This is a genomic window from Acidiferrobacteraceae bacterium, assembly GCA_037388825.1.
GTDB lineage: Bacteria > Pseudomonadota > Gammaproteobacteria > Acidiferrobacterales > JAJDNE01 > JARRJV01.
In genome coordinates this window covers 15,494-32,995 of the sequence record JARRJV010000005.1, presented here as the reverse complement: position 1 = coordinate 32,995, position 17,502 = coordinate 15,494, and the positions used below count along the sequence as shown (strand labels likewise).

The following is a 17,502-nucleotide window of genomic DNA, read 5'->3' as shown; positions in this document are numbered from 1 at the left end:
ACGACGCCTTTGTCATGGACGAGTGGAAAAAGGACCAGGAGGCGGACAACGTCACCCTGATCCCGGACGGTAACGGCGAGTTCACCGAAGGTATGAACATGCTCGTCGACAAGAGCGATCTTGGATTCGGCAAGCGCTCCTGGCGCTACTCCATGCTGGTGAAGGACGGTGTGGTGGAGAAGCAGTTCATCGAGCCGGACAAGCCGGGTGATCCGTTCGAGGTGTCCGACGCCGACACCATGATCGAATACATCAATCCGAAGGCGCGCATTCCGGAATCGGTCAGCATCATCACCAAGCCGGGCTGCCCTTACTGCGCCCGTGCCAAGAAGATGCTGGAAGAGCACGGCATGGCCTACGGATGGGATGATTGCCACTGGCCGGGTCCGGCCAAGATAATTTACACTGGTCAGGTGCCGGCGGGACTGGTGGCTGCACCGAGGCATTCCGCCTGCACCGCGTGATCGCCGTTCGGATTAGGGGCTGAAAGAAAGGGGAGAGCCATGGCTGAAGAGTTGACCGTCGATGGACAGTATCACGTCGTATTTACCGGGTTGCCGGTGCATGGCAGAAATGTCGCGGAGGTTCGGCAAAACATCAAGCGCCGGTTCCGACTCTCGGCGAAAAAGCTGGATTCACTTTTTTCGGGCCGAGCCGTCCAGGTCGGTCGGAATCTGTCATGGGAGGATGCGCGGCGTTTCCAGGCCCGCATGAAGAAGCTGGGTGCCCTGTGCGAGATCCTGCCGCAGGAGCCTGGCAATGAAGAACAACCGCCGTCCTTGTCCTGTCCATCCTGTCGCAGCCGCGTGACTGGCGATACCTGCAATCATTGCGGATTCAACCTGCTCGAATACCGATTGAAGATGAGGGCCAAGGGCTTCGTCGAGCTCCCCGGTGGCGGATTTGTCGAGGAGCGGCGCGCGCTCGGCGAGCGGCGCAAAGGCACGGACCGACGAGACGGCGTGCGATTCGAGGATGACCGCCGCTCGCGAAATGATCGCCGAGGCTGGCGGCCCGTCCGGGACCAAGTCTTCTGAAGTTTGCGCGCGGGATGATTTAGGACGACTTCTGCAATCGCCGCAGGAACACCCGCATTTCCTTGGCCGCTTGTTTGTCCCCTTTGTGTTCTGCGACGGCAATGCCACGGGTGTAGGCTTCGACTGCATCCTCGGCGCGTTCGGCACCGGCGTAGGCCTTGCCCAACAGCTTCCAGGCGGCCGAATACTGTTCATCCAGTTCCACCGCCCGCCGCAGATGAGGGATCGCTTTGGCGAAGTCGTCGAGCTTGAGGTATTCGGCACCGAGGCTGTAGCGCAGCAGGGCGGTTTCCTTGCCGGTGGTGAGCATGTTTTCCAGGTTGTCGATCATGCTCATGGCGAACAGAAGCCGCTTACAGGAAGGTGTACGCCACCTGGAACAGGCGCTCCACGTCCGGGATGTGGCGCTTGTCGACCACGAACAGGATCACATGGTCGTCAGCTTCGATCACGGTATCGTGGTGGGCCATCAATACCTCAGTGGCGCGAACGATGGCACCGATGGTGATGCCGGAAGGCAGCTTGATCTCGTCGATGGTGCGGCCAACCACGCGCGAGGTGCTGGAATCGCCGTGGGCCACCGCCTCGATTGCCTCGGCGGCACCACGACGCAGGGCATGGACGGCGACCACATCGCCGCGACGCACATGGGCCAGGAGGCTGCCGATGGTTGCCTGTTGTGGCGAGATCGCGATATCCATGCCGCCGACGTTCTGTACCAGATCCACATAGGATCCGCGATTGATTAATGACATCACCTTGCGTGCACCCAGTCGCTTGGCAAGCATGGCCGACAGAATATTGGCCTCGTCATCATTGGTGAGGGCGCAAAACACGTCGGCCTCCTCGATCCCTTCCTGGATCAGCAGTTCCTCGTCGGCGGCATCGCCCATGAGTACCACGGTCTTGTGCAGGCGTTCGGCCACCTCCCGTGTGCGCTCCGGGTTGCGGTCAATCAACTTCACCGAATAACCGCTCTTTTCCAGGCTCTCCGCCAGGCGCAGGCCGATGTTGCCACCGCCAGCGAGCATGACCCGGCGCGCACTGCGCTCGAGCTTGCGCAGCTCTGCCATGACCGACTTCAAATGCTTTTTCGCGGCGATGAAGAAGACCTCATCGTTCTTCTCGATGATGGTCGATCCTTCCGGCGGGATGGGCCGGTCCTGTCGATAGATGGCGGCGACGCGCGTGTCGACATTGGGAAGATGTTCGGCCAGCTCCCGTATCTCATGGCCCACGAGCGGGCCATCGGCCAGGGCGTGCACGCCCACCAGTTGCACCAGTCCACCGGCGAAATCCAGAACCTGCAGGGCGGTGGGATATTCGATCAGGCGCAGGATGTAGTCCGTCACGATCTGCTCGGGACTGATGATGACATCGATGGGAATCGCTTCCTGGGTGAAGATCTCCGGATGGGAGAGAAATTCCGTCGCGCGGATGCGCGCGATCTTGGTCGGCGTATGGAACAGGGAGTAGGCGATCTGGCACGCGACCATGTTGATCTCGTCGCTGTTGCTGACGGCCAGAATCAGGTCGGCATCTTCCGCACCGGCACGCCGCAGCGTATCCGGGTGCGCGCCGTTGCCATGCACGGTGCGCAGGTCCAGGCGGTTCTGCAACTCCTCCAGCCGACGCCCGTCCAGATCGATAACGGTGATGTCATTGGCCTCGTTGACGAGATTTTCGGCCACAGACGTTCCGACCTGACCGGCACCGAGGATGATGATCTTCATGGCGCGTTAGAGTAATGGCAAAACCATAGCGATTGAAGCCTTATTTTTCCTTGCGGCGATTGGGCATGATCCCCAGGTGCTTGAGTTTGCGGTACAGGTGGGTGCGTTCCATCCCGCAGATCTCGGCCAGCATGGTGATGTTGCCGTTGGTGCGCTGCAGATTGTTTTCCAGGTAGGATTTTTCGAAGGCGTCCCTCGCCTCGCGCAGGGGTTGTCCAAACAGCTCCACCGGAAACTCGATGGATTCCGCGTTCACCCCGACGCCACGCAGGGCCTGGTGCACTTCCTCGGCACTGATGGGCCCGCCCCGGTTCAGAATCAGCAGGCGCTGCAGTAGATTGTTCAGTTCGCGCACGTTCCCGGGCCAGGAGTACTTCGTCAGTGCCGTCATGGCCGACGGCTCCAGGTCGCGTGACGGCAGGTGGTCGTTCTGTGCCAGCCACTCCAGTTGATAGGTGACCAGGGCGGGGATGTCTTCGGCGTGTTCGCGCAGCGGCGGCATCTCCACCGGAACGACGTTCAATCGATAGTACAGGTCTTCGCGGAATCGGCCGTCCTTCACCGCCGCCGCCAGGTCCTGGTTGGTCGCTGCCACGATTCGTACGTCCACGCTCACCGGTGAGTTTCCGCCCACGCGCAGGAAGCGACCGGCCTCCAGGGCATTGAGCAATTGCGCCTGCGCGGCCAGATCCAGGTCTCCCACCTCGTCCAGCAACAGCGTCCCGCCGTCGGCCTGCTCGAAGCTGCCCGGCGTAACCTCGTCGCCCCGTTCGTTGCCGAACAGCTGCACCGCGACGTTTTCTGGAGGAATGGCGCCCAGACTGACTTCGACAAAGGGCCCGTCGCCGCGGGGGCTGATGCGATGGAGGTAGCGTGCGGCAACCCCCTTGCCGCTGCCGGGTTCGCCGGTGATGAGGACCCAGGTATTGGTGGCGGCGATGCGCGTAATATTTTCACGCAGGGCGGCCATGGCGGGGCTGTTCCCAACCAGTTCGGAGGCGGTGAGCTGGCTGCGTCGAAGCAAAAGGTTTTCTCGACGCAGTGCTTCGGCCTGTAACGCCCGGCGAATGGTCACCAGCAGCTTGGCCATGGACACCGGTTTCTCGATAAAGTCGTAGGCCCCCAGGCGGGTGGCTTCGACCGCCGTTTCCACGGTTCCGTGGCCGGACATCATGACCACGGGAAAGGGCGGTGACCCGGCGGTGGACCAGTCCTTGAGCAGGGCGATGCCGTCCCCGTCGGGCAGCCAGATATCCAGCAGGACCAGATCCGGTTTTTCGATTCCCACGGCCTCGGCCGCGGCCGCGGCCTTCGCCGCGGTGGTGACGCGATAGCCCTCGTCCATGAGAATTTCCTGCACGAGGCGCCGGATTTCCGGTTCGTCATCGACGACGAGGATGTGTTCCGGGTTCATGCCTGTCGCTTCCTGGTGCCGGTGTTCGATTCACCCACCGCTTCATCCAGCGGCAGATGCAGCGTCACGCAGGCCCCTGTTTCGTTGTTGGCGGCAACCAGGCTGCCGTTGTGTTCCTCGACGATCTTCTTCACGATCGCCAGACCAAGCCCCGTGCCTTTTTCCTTGCTTGTGACATAGGGTTCGAACAAATGGTCCAGCAATCCCTCAGGGAAACCCGGTCCGTTGTCCTGTACCTCGAGCTCGAGCTGGCGATTGGGCGACTCGCCAATCACACGCGTACCGATGATGACCCTGGCATCCTTGCGCGTGGCAAGGGCATCGCCGGCATTGAGCAGAAGATTGTGCAGCACCTGGCGCAGGCGTCCCGGATCGGCCCGCAGCGACGGCAGTGCATCGGCCAGCTCCAGTTCGAGGTCGGGGCGCTCGCTTTTGCCACGGTACATGTCGGCAACATCCCGTACCAGATCGTTGATGTCCACGAGCGAGGATTGCATGGGCACCGGTCTGGCATAGCTGGAGAAGTCGTTGACCATGCGTTTGAGCGAATCAACCTGGTCTACAATCGTGCGGGTGGACCGGTCCAGGGTTTCCTTTTCCTTCTGCGGCAACTGGTCCATGCATTTTTGCCGGATCCGCTCCGCGGATAGCTGGATCGGTGTAAGTGGATTCTTGATCTCATGGGCAAGGCGGCGCGCCACTTCCGCCCAGGCCGCATCGCGTTGTGCCTGGATCAGGGTGGTCATGTTGTCGAACACGATTACGTGGCCACCCAGGCGTCCGCGCAGACCGGGCAGGCGGCTGCCGCGCACCATCAGCACTGTGCGCTCCGATCCGCGCTGCAACAGAACCTCCGCCTGCCAGTCACGCGGGCCGTCTTTCATGTTCTCGTTGAGAATATCGACCAACGGCCCGAGCCGGGCATCCGACTCCCGCATCCAGTCGGGGTGGTTTCCGATGCCGTCCTCCAGTTCCAGGCCAAGGATGTGATTTGCCGCTGCGTTGTAGGTCCGCAGGTTGGTGCGGGCGTCGAAGGAAAGCACACCCGATGAAAGATGGGTGAGCACGGTTTCGAGATACGTGCGCTGTATCTCCGCCTCGCGTTGCCCACGCTTGATTTCCGTCTGGGCCTCGTGGATTCGGGTGGTCATCTCGTTGAACGATTTGACCAGCACGCCAACCTCATCGTTCCCCGGAACCGGCAGGCGGGTGCGGTAGTTGCCGGCCGCGACCGCGGCGGTACCCTCCGCCAGATCGCGCAGCGGTGCGGCGACGCGCCGCGAAGCCAGTATGGATGCCCACAGCGACATCAGCACGGTCACCAGGGCCACTAGGGACAAGGTCAGCGTGAACCCGAACTTCAAGGGGCCACGAAGATAGACCAGCTTTTCATATTCGGCGAAGGCCGACTGAACGCTTTCCCCAAGATTGGCATAACGATTGGGCAAGGGCTGCAGGATCTGAAGGACATTCTGCGGTGCGCCCACATCGCGCGGGTACACCGGTACCACCACGCGAAGACGCAGTTCGCCGTCTTCCACCGGATCCAGGTTGGCATAATTCAGGCCCCGGCGAATCTGCGCGCGTACCGCCTCGCTGGGGGCATCCGGCACCAGGGTGTCGGATTCCGGTCCTTCCTGTGCGCTGAACCCGATGACCCGGCCTTCCGTGGTGAACAGCGCAAGCTCGGATACGTTGTACTGTTCGCGCAAGTAGTTGAGTGTGGGCACCACCAGTTTGCCCGAGGTTCCGGACAACTGGGTCGCCATATCGTGCGCCTTGTTGACCAGGTCCTGCTTGATGGCATCGAGGGCGGTGCGCCCGAGGAGAAGGGCATCGTCCAGCGCCTTCTCCACCTTTACGTCGAACCAGCTGTCGATCCCGCGGTTGATCGCCTGCAGGGAAAAGAAGAAGACGATGATCACGGGAATGATGGAAAGCAGAACCGTCATCCCGAAAAGTCGCAGGGTCAGGCGCGAACCTATGACGCGCGACCGGTACTGCACCACGAGGCGGTACAGGTTGAACGCGATCAATCCCAGGAGGACGACGATCCCGATGAGGTTGATCAGCAGGAGCAGGGAATAGAGCTTTCCGAAGACTTCCGAATTCTGGGTCGCTGCATTCATCAGCACCAGCGCCAGCAGCAACAGTACCGACAGCAGGGCCAGGGGAGGAACGCGCCGGATATTTCGGGCTAGTGTTGCACGGTCCATGTCGACCACCCGCTGTTCAGGTGCCAGGCTAACGAGGTATAGGCCACCGGCCGAAGCGGCGGAGGCAGGGATTCGATGTCCAGGGTCACGCGCGACTCCAGTTTGTAGCGACCGGAGGACTGAATGGGTTCACCGATCTTGAGATCAATGCTGTTCAGGGTTCCCATTTGGTGCAGCGCCTCCTGCAGGGAGGTGAAGCTTTCGAGTTCCCTGGGGTGCCGGTCGCGATACAGCACCAGATACTGTCCGGAAAGCGCGTGGTAACGTATCTGCCGGCGCAGGGTCCAGGATGCAACCCGGCGCGACCAGATGATTGGCCGCTCCCGGTACAGCCGCAGCTCGATTTCCACGTCCAGCGGGATTCCCTTCGAGACCGCCTCCTCCACCTTGTTGTTGAGGCTGAGATCAATTTCCCCCGACACCGTCAGTTTTCCTTCCCCTGCGCTCGCCTCGATCTTGCTGACCTCAAACGAAGCCATGGCGCTCGCGCTGGTCAGCACGAGCAGGAACCCGGCGGCCAGGGCAACACTATTTTTTTGCAAGACACGCATAGTAGAAACCGTCGCCATCCTGTTGTCCCGGTAGCAGTTGTACGCCGTCTTCGCCCCGGGGGGCGCCGGCGAGTTCCAGCGCCACCGGGACGGCGTCCGCGGCGCGCGCGAGAAAGTCCCCGATCTGCAAGGCGTTTTCCCCGGGCAGCACCGAACAGGTGACGTATAACAGCTTACCGCCGCGGTCCAGCAAGGGCCACAAGGCATCCAGCAGCCGGGCCTGGAGTTCCACCACATGGCGGACTTGCTCCGGCGTGCGATGCAGTTTGATGTCCGGGTGTCGCCGGATCACACCGGTGGCGGAACAGGGCGCATCCAGCAGGATACGTTGGAAGGGCTGCCGGTCCCACCAGGTCCCGGGGGCGGCGGCATCGGCAGTGCAGACCTTGCCCTCGAGGCCCAGGCGCAGAAGGTTCTCATCGATCATGGTGGCGCGTTCCGGAGATTGCTCAACCATCCACAATGATGCGATGCCGGGTTCGCGTTCGAGGATGTGGGTTGCCTTGCCTCCGGGCGCGGCGCAGGCATCCAGCACCCTTTGTCCCGGCGCGAGATCAAGGAGTTCAGCACTGTACTGGGCTGCGCCGTCCTGCACCGAGACCAGACCATCGGAAAAACCGGGCAGGGCGGTGACCGGTACCGCCTGCGCCAGGGCGATGCCCACGTCGCTCGCCGGCAACGCCGCGGCCGTCATGTCGGCTTCGGCAAGGCGCGCCAGGTAGTCGGTGCGCGAGATCCGTCGCCGGTTGACCCGCAGGTGCAGTGGCGGGCGCTGGTTATTGGCATCGAGGATCGCTTCCCATTGATTCGGATAGGCTTCTTGCAGCTGCTGGATCAGCCAGCGGGGGTGGCTGAATCGCAGTACCGGGTCGCGATCGACCCGGGCATCGAGATCGTCCGCTTCCCGCTGCGCGCGGCGCAGGCAGGCATTGAGAACGCCCCGCGCCCAGGGCTTGCCCGCCGCCGCAACCGCCTCCACGGTTTCATGAACCGCGGCATGGGCACGGGTGTCCAGGTGCCGCAACTGGTACAAACCGAGGATCAGCAGCATGTGCAGCTCGCGGTCCCTGGCCTTGAACGGTTTCTGCAACAGCAGTTCAGCGATGGCGTCCAGCTGGTGGTACCAGCGGGCACCGCCATAGACCAGCTCCTGAACCAGGGCGCGGTCCCGGCCCTCGGCAATCGTGGCCATGACCGAGTCGATGGAGCGTTGTTCGTCGACGATCCGGAACAGGGCCCGTGCCGCTTGCAGGCGTGGCGGTTCCGCTCGCTTGCCGCTCACGATCTAGCCAAGTGTTTCGCCGGGGGAAAGTGCGTGCCCGTTGAGAAACGCGGCTGCGTCCTGCACGGTCCCGCCTTCCGCCTGCAGCCGGGTCAGGACCAGCATGCCGTTACCCGTGGCCACGTGAATTCCTGTGTTCCCGGCTTCCACCACCGAACCCGCTTGCAGGCTCTGGGCGCCGGCCTCTGCATGCGCCTCCAGGACGCGAAGTCGCTTTCCGTTCCACTGGCAGTAGGCCACCGGCCAGGGGTTGAAGGCGCGTACCCGCCGGGCCAGCAGTTCCGCGGACTGTGTCCAGTCCAGCGCGCCCTCCTGCTTTTTCAGTTTCGATGCGTAGTTGGCGGACTGTTCGTCCTGCACCCGCGGCTCGAGGCTGCCGGCGGCGAGGGCATCCAGGGCCTCGGCCAGGGCCCCGGCGCCCAGTTGCGCCAGGCGGTCGTGCAAGCTGCCTCCGGTGTCATCCTTATTAATAGGTGTGGCGCGCTGCAGCAGGATGGGGCCGGTATCCAGTCCCACGTCCATTTGCATAATGGTGACTCCCGTTTGTGCGTCGCCGGCCTCGATGGCCCGTTGGATGGGCGCCGCACCGCGCCATCGGGGCAACAGGGAGGCGTGCACATTCAGGCAGCCATGGCGGGGAATTTCCAGAATCGCGGCCGACAGAATCTGGCCATAGGCGACCACGATCATGGCGTCGGGGGCGAGGGCGCGCAGGGTTTCCGCCTCGCCGACCAGGGATTCGGGCTGGTGTATGGGCAGCTCATGGGCCAGGGCATATTGCTTGACCGGGCTGGCCTGGGCCTGGCGGCCCCGGCCGGCGGGTCGGTCCGGCTGGGTATAAACGGCGAGAATCTCGTGTCCGCCCTGCACCAGTGCATCGAGGCTGGGCACAGCGAAGTCGGGGGTGCCGGCGAAGACTAGTTTCATAGTGCGACGACCTAGAGGGTCATCCGCTCGCGTTTCTGCAGCTTTTTGCCGATGCGCTGTTGCTTCAGGGGCGAGAGATAGTCGACGAAGACCTTGCCGTCGAGGTGGTCGATTTCATGCTGGATGCAGACCGCAAGAAGGTCCTCGGCCTCGAGTTCAAAGGACCGGCCGTCGCGGTCCAGGGCCTGCACCGTGATCCGCTCGGCCCGCCGCACCGGCTCGTAGATCCCCGGAACCGAAAGACAGCCTTCCTCGTGCACGATCTCCCCGTCGCGGACGACGATCTTCGGGTTGATGAATACGCGCAGATCGTCTCGCTCCTGGGAGATATCGATGACGATGACGCGCTTGTGTACGTCGATCTGGGTCGCCGCCAGTCCGATCCCCGGCGCCTCGTACATGGTCTCCGCCATGTCATCCACGAGGGTGCGAATCTCCTCGTCGACGGTTTCCACTTCCTGCGCCACGGTGCGCAGGCGGGGGTCCGGGTAGTGCAGTATGGCTCGCAATGACATGGCGAAGTCGGCTTCGTCGGGGCTGAAATGCGGTTTCTATTGCTACGAAAGTGGTTTATTATCCTTTGAAATGCGACTGAATAACAAGAAAATTTCCCCCACAGGCCCCTTGGCTTTTGGTTTTTGCCTTGACTACACTGGTGTAAAAACAAGGGGGGTTTCTGCCCTATGTCCCGCACGCTGAACCGTTTCGCGGCGCTGCTCGTGTCTGCGCTGCTCGTGATGGCCACCCCGGTCCTGGCCGATGTGGTCAAGATGAAAGATGGCCACCCGGATCGCTACGTGGTGCAAAAGGGCGATACGCTCTGGGATATCGCCACGCGTTTCCTGGACAGTCCCTGGAACTGGCCCAAGATCTGGCGCATCAACCAGCAAATCAAGAATCCCCATCTGATCTACCCCGGCGACGTGATCGTGTTCAAGATGGTCAACGGCGAGCCGGTGCTCACCGTGGAACGGACGGAAAAACTGTCGCCGACCGCTCCCGCCGAAACCACGATGGGCATTCCCCCGGATCAGCGCACCGTCAAGCTTGAGCCTCAGGTCCGGGAGGAGTCCCTGGAGAAGGCGATTCCGACCATTCCGCCGGGCGACATCGAGCCTTTCCTGGATGCCCCGCTGGTAGTCACCCACGATGAGCTGGAAGACGCCGGCTACATCACCGTTGGCATGGAGGGGCGCATTGTCCTCGCTGCCGGAAGCGAGTTCTATGCCCGCGCCATTCCGCCGGGCGTCGAGGATTTCAAGATCGTGCGGCGCGGCGCCGCCCTGGTCAATCCGGAAACCGGGAGGCTGCTCGGCTACGAGGCCGTGGACCTGGGCGATGCCAGGGTGATTACTTCGGGCGATCCGACCAAGCTGCTGATGGTCAAGGCGCGTCAGGAAATTCAGCCCACGGATCGACTGGTTCCGGCGCCCAAGGCCCATGCCCTGCCGTTCTATCAGCCCCATGCGCCGAAGAAGGAAGTCCGCGGCTGGATCCTGCTCGGCGAGAATGCCGTTTCGGAAATCGGGCCCCACCAGGTCGTCGCCCTCAGTCTGGGCCGGCGTGACGGCATCGATGAGGGCACGGTGCTGCGTGTGAAGCGTCACATTGGAGATGCCCTGGATCCGGTCACCCGCACGCGTTATGCGCTTCCCGATGACGATGCCGGGCTGGTCATGGTGTTCCGCACCTTCGATCGTGTCAGCTATGCCCTGGTCATGTCCGCAACCCGATCCATTCACGTGAACGATGCGGTGGTTACACCCTGAACCACCCGCGGGGTCCGGGTGACCCGCGAGCAAAATCACCCAGCCCGAGGTCAAGGATGACCATCGACGAAAGCCGACTTGTTCTCGCGCGACTCAGTCGCCTTCCGGGCCTCCATGCGGAGGCGCTTCTCGCCCTGGTGGATCAATTCGGATCGCTGGAGCAGGCGGTTGGCGCGTCCGCAAGCCAATTGGCGCGCGTGCTTGGCACACACCCGGATCTGCCCACGGCCATCGCCAACGCACAGGACTTCGAATCCGATCGTGATTGGCTCGGGCAGCCGGACAATCATCTGATCAGTGTGCTCGATGAAATCTATCCCGGCCTGTTGCGGGAGATTCCCGACCCGCCGGCCTTCCTCTATGTGCGTGGCGACCCGGCGCTGTTGAGCTTCCCCCAGCTGGCCGTGGTGGGCAGTCGTAACCCGACGCCCGTGGGAAGGGAGACGGCATTGGCCTTTGCCCGCAGCCTGGCCGGCGCCGGACTGACCATCACCAGTGGCCTGGCCCTGGGGATCGACGGCGCCGCCCACGAAGGCGCCCTTGACGCCGGTGGACAGACCGTCGCCGTGGCGGGCACCGGGCTCGACCGGGTTTATCCACCGGCGCACCATTCCCTGGCCCATCGCATCGCCGAACATGGCGCGCTGGTGTCGGAGTTCCCACTCGGGACACCTCCGAAACGGGAAAACTTCCCGCGACGAAACCGCATCATCGCCGGCCTCAGCCTTGGCACCCTGGTGGTGGAGGCGGCGGTGCGCAGCGGGTCCCTGATTACCGCGCGGCTTGCAGGGGAACAGGGGCGTGAGGTGTTTGCCATTCCCGGTTCCATTCATTCGCCCCTGTCACGCGGCTGTCACGCGCTGATTCGCCAGGGGGCCAAGCTGGTGGAAACCGCGGACGATATTCTGGCGGAACTTGGCCCGATGGTGGGTGGTCTGCGCGCCGCTGTATCGGCCCAGGTCGACAAGCCCGTCGACACGACCGAGGACGAGCGCCGCTTTCTCGACCAGCTGGGGGCGGATCCTGTGGATGTCGATACAGTCGTGGAACGTACCGGATTGACGCCCGAGGCCATTTCCTCCATGCTGTTGGACATGGAGCTTCGGGGGCTCGTGGAAAGTTGTGCGGATGGTCGCTACCAGCGCACGAAGTGGTAACAGGAGAGCGATGAAAGAGAACATGTTCGACGTCCTGATGTATCTCTTCGAGAACTACATGGAAGAGGGTTCCGAATTCAATCCCGATCAGGAAACCATCGAAGTCGAACTCGCCCAGGCAGGATTTCCCCGCGGTGATATCAACAAGGCCTTCGACTGGCTCGAAGACCTGACCAACCTGCGCAACAACGCCGCCGAACTTCCCCACGCGTCCAGCGGTCGTTCGATCCGCCACTACAGCGACGACGAGATGGCCCGTCTCGATGCCGAGGCCCGCGGCTTTATGTTGTTCATGGAACAAAGTGGCGTGCTTGACGGCGTCAGCCGGGAACTGGTCATCGATCGCGCCATGGCGCTGGGAAACGACGAGCTCGATATAGACCAGCTGAAGTGGGTGATCCTTATGGTGCTGTTCAATCAGCCCGGCCAGGAATACGCACATGCCCTACTGGAAGACGTGGTCTTCGATGAGATGGAAGGGCATCTGAACTAGCCGGTTTCCGCTATCCGGTCCGCCCTGTTTCGCAGTTCACACCCGTCCTGAAAACCTCTGGAAAAGAATTCGGCTTGACAAGCAGCACCCGGTGTCGTTGAAAATGCGTACCGGAATCATCCCGCGGGTTGCAGAAATTCGCGGCCGAGTCGAACGAACCGTGTAGTCAATGTAGCGAATGGCGAAGAACCTTATCGTTGTCGAATCGCCGGCGAAGGCGAAAACCATGACCAAGTACCTGGGCAAGGAGTTCGTTGCCCTGGCGTCCTATGGCCATGTGCGCGACCTGATTCCGAAACAGGGCGCGGTCGACACCGACCATGGCTTCGGCATGAAGTACGAGCTCATTGAAAAAAACAAGAAACATGTCGATGCCATTGCCAAGGCGATGAAGGGTGCCGAGGCCCTGTACCTCGCCACTGACCCGGATCGCGAAGGCGAGGCCATTTCCTGGCACCTGGAGGAAATCCTGCGTGAGCGCGGGGCGCTGGACAGCAAGCCGGTGCATCGCGTCGAGTTTCACGAGATCACCAAGCGCGCGATCCAGGAAGCGATCGAGCATCCGCGCGAACTGTCGACCAATCTCATCAATGCGCAACAGGCGCGGCGTGCCCTCGACTACCTGGTCGGGTTCAATCTTTCACCCCTTCTGTGGAAGAAGATCCGGCGCGGCCTGTCGGCCGGGCGTGTTCAGAGTCCGGCCCTTCGCCTGATCGTCGAGCGCGAGGAAGAGATCGAGCGCTTCAAGCCGCGCGAATACTGGAGCATCGAGTCCGATCTGAAGGCGGGAGAGCAGCCGTTCATGGCAAGACTCACGCACTTCGGCGGCGAGAAACTCGAACAGTTCACCATCGGCGACGAGGAGCATGCGACCCGGGTCGCGGACACGATAACCGGCGAAGCCAAGGGCAAGCTGCGTGTTGCCAAGGTCGAAAAGAAGCAGCGCAAGCGCAATCCCTCGCCACCGTTTACCACCTCGACGCTGCAGCAGGAGGCATCGCGCAAGCTTGGATTCGGCGCGCAGCGCACCATGCGCATTGCCCAGCAGCTGTACGAGGGAGTCGAACTGGACGGGGAATCCATTGGTCTGATCAGTTACATGCGTACTGACTCGGTGAATCTTGCCGCCGAGGCAATCACGGAAATCCGGGAATTCATCGGCGAGCGATACGGTGCCGAAAATGTCCCGGACGAAGTCCAGGTGTACAAGAGCAAATCCAAGAATGCGCAGGAGGCGCACGAGGCGATTCGCCCGACCTCGGTGCTGCGCATGCCGGAGGACATTCGCAAGTCGCTCACCATTGAACAGTTCAAGCTGTACGACCTGATCTGGAAGCGCACCGTGGCCTGCCAGATGGTACACGCGACGCTGGATACCGTGGCCATCGATTTCGAATCCGGCCCGGGCAATGTGATGCGTGCCAATGGATCCACAGTGGTCAAACCCGGATTCATGGCGGTGTACCAGGAAGGTTCGGACGAGGCTGCTTCGGATGATGACAAGGAGCGACTGCTGCCGCCCATGGAAGAGGGCGATATCGTGGACATGGTCGATCTGCGCAAGGAGCAGCACTTCACCGAGCCGCCGCCGCGATACACCGAGGCCAGCCTGGTGAAGACCCTGGAGGCCCACGGCATCGGCCGTCCCTCGACCTACGCCAGTATCATCTCCACGCTGTTGACGCGTGAGTACGCGGTTCTCGACAAGCGCCGCTTTGTGCCCACGGACGTCGGTCGCGTGGTGAACAAGTTCCTGTCGGAACACTTCCACAAGTATGTGGATTACGACTTCACCGCCAACCTGGAAGACGAGCTCGATGCCATCTCCCGCGGCGAGCGCGAATGGAAACCGGTGCTTAAGGAATTCTGGGACGAATTCAAGGTGCAGGTGAAAGACAAGGAAAGCGTAGACCGTCCGGGCGTGGAGATGCTGGACGAGCAGTGCCCGAAGTGTGGCAAGCAGCTGGCCAAACGGCTCGGCCGCAACGGTTACTTTATCGGTTGCACCGGGTACCCCGAATGCGACTACACGCGCAACGTCGACGAGGAACCCGGCGCCAGCCAGGAACCCGAGATCGTCGAGGGCCGGGTGTGCCCCAAGTGCGGCTCGCCGCTGGTGGTCAAGCGCGGCCGCTATGGCAAGTTCATCGGCTGCAGCAGCTATCCGGATTGCCGGCACATGGAACCGCTGGAACCGCCGGAAGATACCGGCGTGCAGTGCCCGGAGTGCAAGCAGGGGAGCATGCTCAAGCGCAAGTCCCGCGCCGGCAAGGTGTTCTACTCATGTTCGCGTTACCCCGAATGCAAGTACGCGGTCTGGAACTACCCGCTGAACGAGCCCTGTCCCGAGTGCGGCTTCCCCATGCTGACCATCAAGACCACCAAGCGACGTGGCACCGAGAAGGTATGCCCGCAGAAAGAGTGCCATTACGCCGAGCCCTACGAGGGCGAAATCCCGGGCCAGTCGGAGTAGGCGGCCGGCCGGCGGATGCGAAACCGCCGTTCACGCCATATACTTGCGCCATGTCTGTTTCAGTGCCACGCGGCGGCCGCGCCGCGCGATCCGGATGGGCCTTCCCGTGAAGCGATTGATGCTGCGCAAATCAGCCCCGCTGTTATTCGTATTCCTTGCCGTTGGCCTGTCCGGCTGCCTGCATGTTGCGCCGCCGCCCGCACCCGGGATCGGGGAGGCGGTCGGCTGGAGTGAACTCCCCGGTTGGCAGACGGGCCAACCGGCGGAGGCCTGGCCCGCGCTGGTGCAGGACTGCAAGGCAATGCCCGGCCGAGATCCCCGCTGGCGCGACATCTGTGACGACGTGCAGCTTCTGGGTACGCCCGACGATGAAACCGCACGCGCCTTTTTCGAGACCCGTTTCATTCCCCATGTTGTTCGCGGTGAAGACGGTGAGCGCGAAGGACTGATCACCGGATACTACGAGCCTCTGCTCCAGGGAAGCCGCAGACGCACCGCGGTGTATCGATACCCGGTATACGCACGCCCGGACGATCTGCTGGTGGTGGATCTTGGCTCCCTGTACAACGATCTCAAGGGCCGGCGGCTTCGCGGTCGACTGGTTAAAGGACACCGCGTGGTGCCGTACTTCAGCCGCGAACAGATCGAAGACGGCAAGAAGAACCTGCACGCGAAGGAAATCGCCTGGGTCAAGGATCCCATCGGCCTGTTCTTTCTCCATATCCAGGGTTCGGGCCGGATTCAGTTGCGCGACGGGACAACGCTTGCGGTGAGCTACGCGGATCAGAATGGCCATCCCTATGTGGCCATCGGTCGCTACCTGGTGAAGAAGGGATATATCGACAAGGACGACCTCAGCATGCAGTCCATCCGCGCCTGGTTGCAGTCGAACCCGGACCAGGCCGAGGACCTGATGTTGTCAAACCCGAGCTATGTATTTTTCACTGCACGGCCGGCCAATGGGGGCGGCCCGCCGGGTTCGCTTAATGTGCCCCTGACTCCGGAAAGAAGCATCGCCGTGGATCCGGACTTCATTCCGCTCGGCTCGCCGGTGTGGCTGGATACCACCTTGCCCGCCGCCGAAGGCGAGGAGGCACCCGGCTACCGGCGCCTGACCTTCGCCCAGGACACCGGCGGCGCGATCCAGGGCGCGGTGCGGGCCGACGTGTTCTGGGGCCAGGGACAGCGGGCCGAAGACTACGCCGGGCGCATGAAACAAGCAGGTGAGTTGTACGTGCTGGTGCCGGCGAACCGCCAGCTCGCGACCAATCCCGCGCCCTAGTCGATTTCCAGCAAGGCGTCACCGACAACCTGTCGGCGCCATCCGGACAGCACCGGCGTGTCGTCCTGGCCCCGTACCAGGTTCTCGATATCGCGCCGCGTGGCCAGTACCGGCGGGTGTATGCCCAGTTCGGAGGCACGCTCCCGCACCAGTTCCAGCATGCGATCGCGCCGCTTTGTCTGTTGCGCATCCAGCGGCAGGGTGCGCGCGAACAGCTGGCGTGGTTCGTGGACCAATCCCCGGGCAATGGCCTGAACGATCGCTTCGCCATGGCGTTTGCGGATTCCGTCGTCCAGGCCACGAACCTTCTCCAGTGCCTGCGCTGTTTGGGGGCAGGTCTGTGCCAGGTACAGGAGCACCGGATCGCGCGCGATCCAGCCGCGCGGCCGGTTGCTGGCCTGTGCCGTTTCTTCCCGCCACGTCGCCAATTCACGTAAAACCTGTTGTTGTGCCGGGGACAGGGTATGGCCCTGCTTGACGCGGCGGTACGCCAGTTCGGGTTCGACCCGGTACAGGGCCGGATCCAGCAGGCGTGCGCTGTCTTCCTGTGCCCAGGCGGCGCGATCCAGCGACCGCAGGGTCTCGCTCAGGGAGTCGTAGACCTCGCACAGATAGCGCACGTCATTGGCGGCGTAGTCCAGCTGATCGGTGTCCAGCGGGCGTCGTGACCAATCCGTTCGCTGGTGTTCCTTGGGCAGACTGACCCCGATCAGTGTCTCGACCAGCGCCGCGTACCCGATCTGCTCGTCGTGCCCACACAGGGCGGCGGCAATCTGGCTATCGAACAAGGGCGAAACCGGCCCGCCGCAAACCGGCCACAGTGTTTCCAGGTCCTGGCGCGCGGCATGGAGCACCTTGTCGCAGTCAGCGATGCCCAGGAGTTCCCGAAGTGGTGCCAGTTCCTCCAGGGCCAGCACATCCACGCACCAGACGGCGTCGGGAATGCCGATCTGCACCAGGCACAGCTCCGGATAGTACGTGCGCTCGCGCATGAACTCGGTATCCACGGCGACCCATGGTTCGTCCCGAAGGCGCTCGCAGCAACGTGCCAGCTCGGCATCGTCCGCGATCAGCACATAGTCTGGAGGAGTTGTTGGCATGGGGAGACAGTCGATGGATCCGGAATCCGGTGAACGGTGGCGGTGACGGTGGACCGCCGGGAATGATA

At 62.6% G+C, this 17,502-nt stretch carries 17 protein-coding genes (1 of these 17 running past the window's edge); 8 read left to right on the top strand and 9 right to left on the bottom strand.

The features are described from left to right. The 3 genes in view from P8X48_01640 to P8X48_01630 are tightly spaced (at most 39 nt apart) and all read left to right on the top strand, a layout consistent with a single transcriptional unit that may run on beyond the window. Nucleotides 1-73, top strand: partial view of a redoxin family protein gene (locus P8X48_01640; GenBank protein MEJ2106017.1) — the final stretch only. 227 nt of this gene lie to the left of the window's left edge; only the last 73 of its 300 coding nucleotides appear in the window; its start codon lies off the left edge, out of view; the stop codon is at nucleotides 71-73. After that, nucleotides 15-464, top strand: coding sequence for a redoxin family protein (locus P8X48_01635; protein MEJ2106016.1), 450 nt, complete (start codon nucleotides 15-17; stop codon nucleotides 462-464). Before P8X48_01640 ends, P8X48_01635 begins: the two co-directional genes overlap by 59 nt. Before the next feature lie 39 nt (nucleotides 465-503). Continuing rightward, nucleotides 504-1,037, top strand: a complete 534-nt coding sequence (locus P8X48_01630; GenBank protein MEJ2106015.1) for a hypothetical protein — start codon at nucleotides 504-506, stop codon at nucleotides 1,035-1,037. 19 nt (nucleotides 1,038-1,056) lie between these two features. On the opposite strand, the gene P8X48_01625 is transcribed toward P8X48_01630, so the two are convergent. Genes P8X48_01625 through def form a run of 8 tightly spaced genes read right to left on the bottom strand, consistent with a single transcriptional unit; the run spans nucleotide 1,057 to nucleotide 9,675 of the window. Beyond that, a complete protein-coding gene (locus tag P8X48_01625) occupies nucleotides 1,057-1,374 on the bottom strand; it encodes a tetratricopeptide repeat protein (GenBank protein ID MEJ2106014.1) in 318 nt (105 codons plus the stop codon). Between the two features lie 16 nt (nucleotides 1,375-1,390). Further along, complete coding sequence (gene trkA, locus P8X48_01620) at nucleotides 1,391-2,770, bottom strand: Trk system potassium transporter TrkA (GenBank protein ID MEJ2106013.1); 1,380 nt, start codon at nucleotides 2,768-2,770, stop codon at nucleotides 1,391-1,393. A gap of 40 nt (nucleotides 2,771-2,810) precedes the next feature. After that, nucleotides 2,811-4,184, bottom strand: a complete 1,374-nt coding sequence (locus P8X48_01615) for a sigma-54 dependent transcriptional regulator (GenBank protein ID MEJ2106012.1) — start codon at nucleotides 4,182-4,184, stop codon at nucleotides 2,811-2,813. Further along, on the bottom strand, nucleotides 4,181-6,400 hold the full coding sequence (locus P8X48_01610) for an ATP-binding protein (protein MEJ2106011.1): 2,220 nt from the start codon (nucleotides 6,398-6,400) through the stop codon (nucleotides 4,181-4,183). Before P8X48_01610 ends, P8X48_01615 begins: the two co-directional genes overlap by 4 nt. After that, nucleotides 6,382-6,951 carry a DUF4390 domain-containing protein gene (locus P8X48_01605; protein ID MEJ2106010.1) on the bottom strand — a complete coding sequence of 190 codons (570 nt, stop codon included), beginning with the start codon at nucleotides 6,949-6,951 and terminating at the stop codon, nucleotides 6,382-6,384. The genes P8X48_01610 and P8X48_01605 overlap by 19 nt, the downstream gene beginning before the upstream one ends. Then, nucleotides 6,929-8,233, bottom strand: a complete 1,305-nt coding sequence (rsmB, locus tag P8X48_01600) for a 16S rRNA (cytosine(967)-C(5))-methyltransferase RsmB (protein MEJ2106009.1) — start codon at nucleotides 8,231-8,233, stop codon at nucleotides 6,929-6,931. Before rsmB ends, P8X48_01605 begins: the two co-directional genes overlap by 23 nt. A gap of 3 nt (nucleotides 8,234-8,236) precedes the next feature. After that, nucleotides 8,237-9,160 (bottom strand): methionyl-tRNA formyltransferase, encoded by a 924-nt coding sequence (fmt, locus tag P8X48_01595; protein ID MEJ2106008.1) that lies wholly within the window; start codon nucleotides 9,158-9,160, stop codon nucleotides 8,237-8,239. Nucleotides 9,161-9,171: 11 nt separating this feature from the next. Further along, entirely contained in the window at nucleotides 9,172-9,675 is a 504-nt protein-coding gene (gene def / locus P8X48_01590; GenBank protein ID MEJ2106007.1) for a peptide deformylase, read from the bottom strand. 168 nt (nucleotides 9,676-9,843) lie between these two features. On the opposite strand from def, the gene P8X48_01585 reads away from it, so the two are divergent. From P8X48_01585 to P8X48_01565, 5 genes are all read left to right on the top strand, one after another. After that, nucleotides 9,844-10,929 (top strand): LysM peptidoglycan-binding domain-containing protein, encoded by a 1,086-nt coding sequence (locus tag P8X48_01585; GenBank protein ID MEJ2106006.1) that lies wholly within the window; start codon nucleotides 9,844-9,846, stop codon nucleotides 10,927-10,929. A 56-nt stretch (nucleotides 10,930-10,985) separates the two neighbouring features. Continuing rightward, entirely contained in the window at nucleotides 10,986-12,086 is a 1,101-nt protein-coding gene (gene dprA, locus P8X48_01580; protein MEJ2106005.1) for a DNA-processing protein DprA, read from the top strand. Between the two features lie 10 nt (nucleotides 12,087-12,096). Next, nucleotides 12,097-12,579, top strand: a complete 483-nt coding sequence (locus P8X48_01575; protein ID MEJ2106004.1) for a DUF494 domain-containing protein — start codon at nucleotides 12,097-12,099, stop codon at nucleotides 12,577-12,579. Nucleotides 12,580-12,757: 178 nt separating this feature from the next. Beyond that, complete coding sequence (topA, locus tag P8X48_01570) at nucleotides 12,758-15,052, top strand: type I DNA topoisomerase (protein ID MEJ2106003.1); 2,295 nt, start codon at nucleotides 12,758-12,760, stop codon at nucleotides 15,050-15,052. Between the two features lie 106 nt (nucleotides 15,053-15,158). Continuing rightward, entirely contained in the window at nucleotides 15,159-16,334 is a 1,176-nt protein-coding gene (locus P8X48_01565) for an MltA domain-containing protein (protein ID MEJ2106002.1), read from the top strand. Here P8X48_01565 and rnd read toward each other — a convergent pair. Next, on the bottom strand, nucleotides 16,331-17,434 hold the full coding sequence (rnd, locus tag P8X48_01560; protein MEJ2106001.1) for a ribonuclease D: 1,104 nt from the start codon (nucleotides 17,432-17,434) through the stop codon (nucleotides 16,331-16,333). The two genes, P8X48_01565 and rnd, sit on opposite strands and share 4 nt — an antisense overlap. Nucleotides 17,435-17,502 lie beyond the last annotated feature (68 nt).